The sequence below is a fragment of the Rhizobacter sp. P1_G5 genome (assembly GCF_056405435.1).
On record NZ_JBFUCB010000505.1, the window covers coordinates 1 to 4541 of the forward strand.

The following is a 4541-nucleotide window of genomic DNA, read 5'->3' on the forward strand; positions in this document are numbered from 1 at the left end:
CTTCTGGAACTCGGTGCCCGACGCCACGCTGAACACGCTGGCCGATGACGGCTCGCTGCTGAAGCCGGCCGTCTACACCGCGCAGATCCAGCGCCTGATGGCCGACAGCCGCTCCGACCGCGCGATGCGCGATTTCTTCGGCGGCTGGTTCCGCCTGCAGGAGCTGGTGGCGCTGGACGGCAAGGTCGGCGATCCGAAGTTCGACGCCTTCGCCGGCAGCTTCAAGCCGCTGCCGACCTCGCGCGATGCGGCCGTGAACGAGGTGCTGGACATGGTCTCGTACCTGGCGGCGCGCAATGCCTCGCTGCAGCAGGTGCTGACCGACCGCCACTCGTACGCGAAGACGGCCGACATCGCCTCGCTCTACAAGACCGCGGTGTGGGACGGCAAGTCCGCGCCGCCGCTCTTCACCGAAGCCTCGCGCGTGGGCCTGCTCACCCGTATCGGCTACATCGCCCAGGGCTCGACCGACACGACGCTGCCGATCTCGCGCGGCAGCCGCGTGCTGTTCGGGCTGACCTGCGAGGCGATGCCGACGCCGGCGATGGACCAATCGAACTCGAAGGCGGATCTCACGGGCGTGCTGACCACTCGTCAGCGCGTCGAACGTGTCACCGAGATGGAGGGCACCTCGTGCATCGGCTGCCACAAGACGCAGATGAACCCATGGGGCTTCGCCTTCGAGGGCTTCGATTCGCTGGGCCGCGCGCGCAGCACCGAACGCGTGCTCGATGACAAGGGCGGGCTGCTCGGCGAGAAGCCGATCGACACCGCCGCGCTGGTGCGGCTGGCCGACGGCTCGTCGCGCGCCGTCGCGTCGCCGGCGGCCACGCAGCAGTACATCCTCGACAGCGGCCAGTTCGAGCGCTGCTTCGCACGCAACTACGTCCGCTACAGCTTCGGCCGTCCCGAGACCGCCGCCGACGGCGCACTGATCGAAGCACTGCGCGTGCAGGCCGCCAACGGCGCCAACCTGCGCAGCCTGTTCGCATCCGTCGCGCTGCGTACCGAGTTCACCACGATCCAGAGGGCGCAATGAAACCCGCATTCAACCCCTTGTCACGCCGGCAGTTCCTGCTCGGCGCCGGCGGCACCGCACTCGCGCTGCCCTTGCTGCCTTCGCTGCTGCCGCGCGAGGCGCGCGCCGCCACCGAGGCAGCCGCCTCGGCCGAGCGCTTCTTCGTGCACACCACCACCTGGCACGGCGTGTTCCAGAGCCAGTTCTTCGGGCCGCTGCTCGACCAGGCGCCTGCGGCGACGCAGAGCTATGGCGGCATCACGATCCGCCAGGCCCAGCTCGCCGCGGCCGCCAAGGCCTCGGGCGACATGACGGTGATCAGCGACATCCTGCAGGCCAAGAGCTCGAAGCTGACGGCGCGCATGGTGTCGAAGATGAACATCATCAACGGCCTCGACTTCGCGGTCGGCAGCGGCCACAACCGCGGCGGCACGCTGGGCGGCGACGCCACCAACCCGACCATCGACCAGGTGCTGGGCAGCGCGAGCAGCTTCTACCCGACCGCGGTGCTGCAGCCGGCGATCGTGCGCAACCTGGTGTCGCTGTCGAAATCCGGCACCGCCACCGTGCAGACCACGCCGACCGCCGAGAGCAACGTCAAGCTGTTCGATCGCCTCTTCAAGAACGCGAGCGGCGGCGGCACCACGACCCCGGCACCGACCGACAAGACGGTGCTGGTCGACCGCGTGAAGGAACACGCCGACCTGGTGATGGCCGATGCCTCGTGCTCGGCCGACTGCAAGTCGCGGCTCGGCGACTACCTCGACCTGCTGAACCAGGTCGAAGGCAAGCTCGCGCAGACGCCGGTCAGCAGCACCTTCCAGCGCCCGACCAGCGACACCTCGTCGCTGGAATCGGCGGCCGGCTTCTACGGCCAGCCGCCGAGCCAGGCGCAGGTGGAGCAGCTGTGGAACGACATCGTGGTGGCGGCCTTCTCGGCCGGCATCAGCCGCGTCTACGTGAACGGCGCCACCTCGTACACCTTCGGCCCGGAGCCGGAACACGCCTGGCACAACGACTACGCGCATGCGCTGGACGACAGCGGCAAGCGCGCCGGCTTCAACGCCGCGGTGCAGCTGCAGTTCGAGAGCTGCATGCTCGACATGGCCGCGAAGATGGACCAGGTGAAGACGGCCGACGGCAAGACGCTGTTCGACAAGGCGCTGATCGCGAGCGGCTTCGAACTCGGCTCGGGTGGCAACCCGGGCCACCACCACAACCGCTGCATCCCGATCATCGCGCTCGGCGATGCCGGCGGCTATTTCAAGACCGGCCAGTCGCTGGACTACCGCGACCTGAACTCGTTCAACTGGTCGTCGGACCCGCACTGGTACTCGGGCCTGCTGTACACGCAGTGGATGGGCATGGTGCTGCGCGCGATGGGCGTGAGCACCAGCGACGTGAACACCACCGCGTGGGGCTACCCGAACGTGCGCGGCGCCAACGGCGACCACACCGACGCGATCTGGTCGGTGGCCGGGCAGGACCTGCCGTGGATGAAGGCCTGATGCGATGAAGCGCGTCCTCCTTCTTCTTCTCGCGGCTGTCGCCGGGCCCGCACTGGCGCAGAGCGCCAGCAACGGCCAGATGCTGTTCACGACCACGCTGGTCGCCGGCAAGCAGAGCTGCAGCAACAGCGCCTGCCACGGCACGATCCCGGCGAACCCGCTGAACCGCATCGCCAACGGCACGAGCGCGTCCAACATCAAGGGCATCATCGTGACCAACACGCAGATGAACTTCCTGCAGGGCAAGCTCACCGATGCGCAGTTGAACGACCTGGCGGCCTACATCGGCCAGCAGCTCGGCCGCACGCCGAGCTACCTGCCGACCACGCCGGAGCCGGCACCGTCGGTCAGCCCGGGCAGCCTCAGCTTCACGAGCCAGGCGCTGGGCACCACCAGCGCCGCACAGACCTTCTCGGTCAACAACTCGGTGGGCGCGGGCGCGGCCCTGGTGATCAGCAGCCTCGGGCTCACCGCGGGCAGCGATTTCGCGATCAGCGGCGGCACCTGCAAGGTGGGCACCTCGCTCGCCGCCGGCACCGCCTGCTCGGTGACGGTGACCTTCAAGCCCACGCTCGCCGGCACGCGCTCGGCCACGCTGACCGTCGGCCACAACGGCGCCACCGGCAGCAGCACCGCGACGCTCTCGGGCACCGGCGCCGACAGCTCGCCGACGGTGACACTGTCGCCGACCACGCTGAGCTTCTCGCAGACGGTGGGCGCCAGCTCGGACCCGCTGCGCGTGACGCTGGGCAACAGCGGCACCGCGGCGCTGACGGTCAACACGCTGACGGTGAGCGGCGCGCAGGCCGCGGAGTTCGCGATCGCCTCGGCCTCGACCTGCAAGGCCGGCACCAGCGTCGCCGCGGGCAGCAACTGCTTCATCGACATCGCCTTCACGCCGGCGGCCACCGGGGCGCGCGCCGCGAGCCTCGCGATCGCCCACAGCGCGAGCAGCACCGCTGCCATGGTGACGCTGAACGGCACCGGCAATGCGAACGCGCAGCCCGGGCTGGCGCTGGACGCGATCGTGCTGGACCTCGGCGCGCAAGGCCTCGCGACCACCGGTGCCGCGCGCACCGCGACGGTCACGAACAACGGCCAGGGCGACCTGAAGATCAGCAAAGTCAGCGCGAGCGGCACCAACGCCGCCGACATCGTGCTCGGCGGCACCTGTGCCGGCGCGACGGTGGCGCCGGCGGCGAGCTGCACGGTGACCGTGGCGCTGAAGCCGAGTGCGCTCGGCCCGCGTTCGGCCAGCGTCGAGATCGCGAGCAACGCGCCGAGCGGCACGGCCTCGCTGTCGGTCGGCGGCGTCGGCATCGCGATCGCATCGCCGGAACTGACGCTGTCGCAACCGTCGATCGGCTTCGGCCAGGTGTCGATGGGCACGAGCTCGGTGCCGCGCTCGGTGACGGTGTCGAACACCGGCAGCGCGGCGCTGCAGATCGCGAGCATCGTCAGCAGCTCGACCGAGTTCAAGGCCAGCCACGATTGCGCGGCCAGCCTCGCGCCCGGCGTGGCCTGCACGCTGACGGTGACCTACTCGCCGGCGGCCGACAACGCGGCCGAGACGGTGACGATCACGTCGAACGCGTTCAGCTCGCCGAACAGCGTGGTGCTGACCGGCCAGGGCACGACAGCGGTGCTGCCGGTGCTGGCCTGGCAGGGCAATACCAACACGCTGCAGTTCCCGTCCACCGAGGTCGGCAAGACGGCGGCCGGCAGCCCGCTGACGCTGGTGAACAACGGGCCGGGCAGCGTGACGGTGTCGTCGATCGGCACCTCGGGCGCGCAGGCCGATGCGTTCTCGGTCGGCGGCGGCACCTGCGTCGGCGGCATCACGCTGGCCGCCAATGCGAGCTGCACGGTGATCGTCAGCTTCGTGCCCGACGCGGCCGGCGTGCGCAGCGCGGTGCTGCTGGTCGCGTCGAGCGGCAGCAACCCGCCGGACGTCGCGCTGAGCGGCAGCGGCGTCGCCGCCTCGCCGCCCGGGGGTGGCGGTGGCACGACACCGC

General features: G+C 70.2%; 3 protein-coding genes. All 3 read left to right on the forward strand.

The window, feature by feature from the left end:
• On the forward strand, nt 1-1039 hold a 1039-nt coding region (locus tag AC1D12_RS25605), incomplete at its 5' end, for a DUF1588 domain-containing protein (protein WP_477843728.1).
• Nucleotides 1036-2526: a DUF1552 domain-containing protein gene (locus AC1D12_RS25610; protein WP_477843730.1), complete on the forward strand. Its 1491-nt coding sequence runs from the start codon at nt 1036-1038 to the stop codon at nt 2524-2526. The genes AC1D12_RS25605 and AC1D12_RS25610, both read left to right, overlap by 4 nt.
• A 4-nt stretch (nt 2527-2530) precedes the next feature.
• A partial coding sequence (locus tag AC1D12_RS25615) for a choice-of-anchor D domain-containing protein (protein ID WP_477843732.1) occupies nt 2531-4541 on the forward strand: 2011 nt, incomplete at its 3' end.

Excerpts from the sequence above, each read along its gene's own strand:
- AC1D12_RS25610 (WP_477843730.1), top strand. The coding sequence starts at position 1,036 with ATGAAACCCGCATTCAACCCCTTGTCACGCCGGCAGTTCCTGCTCGGC.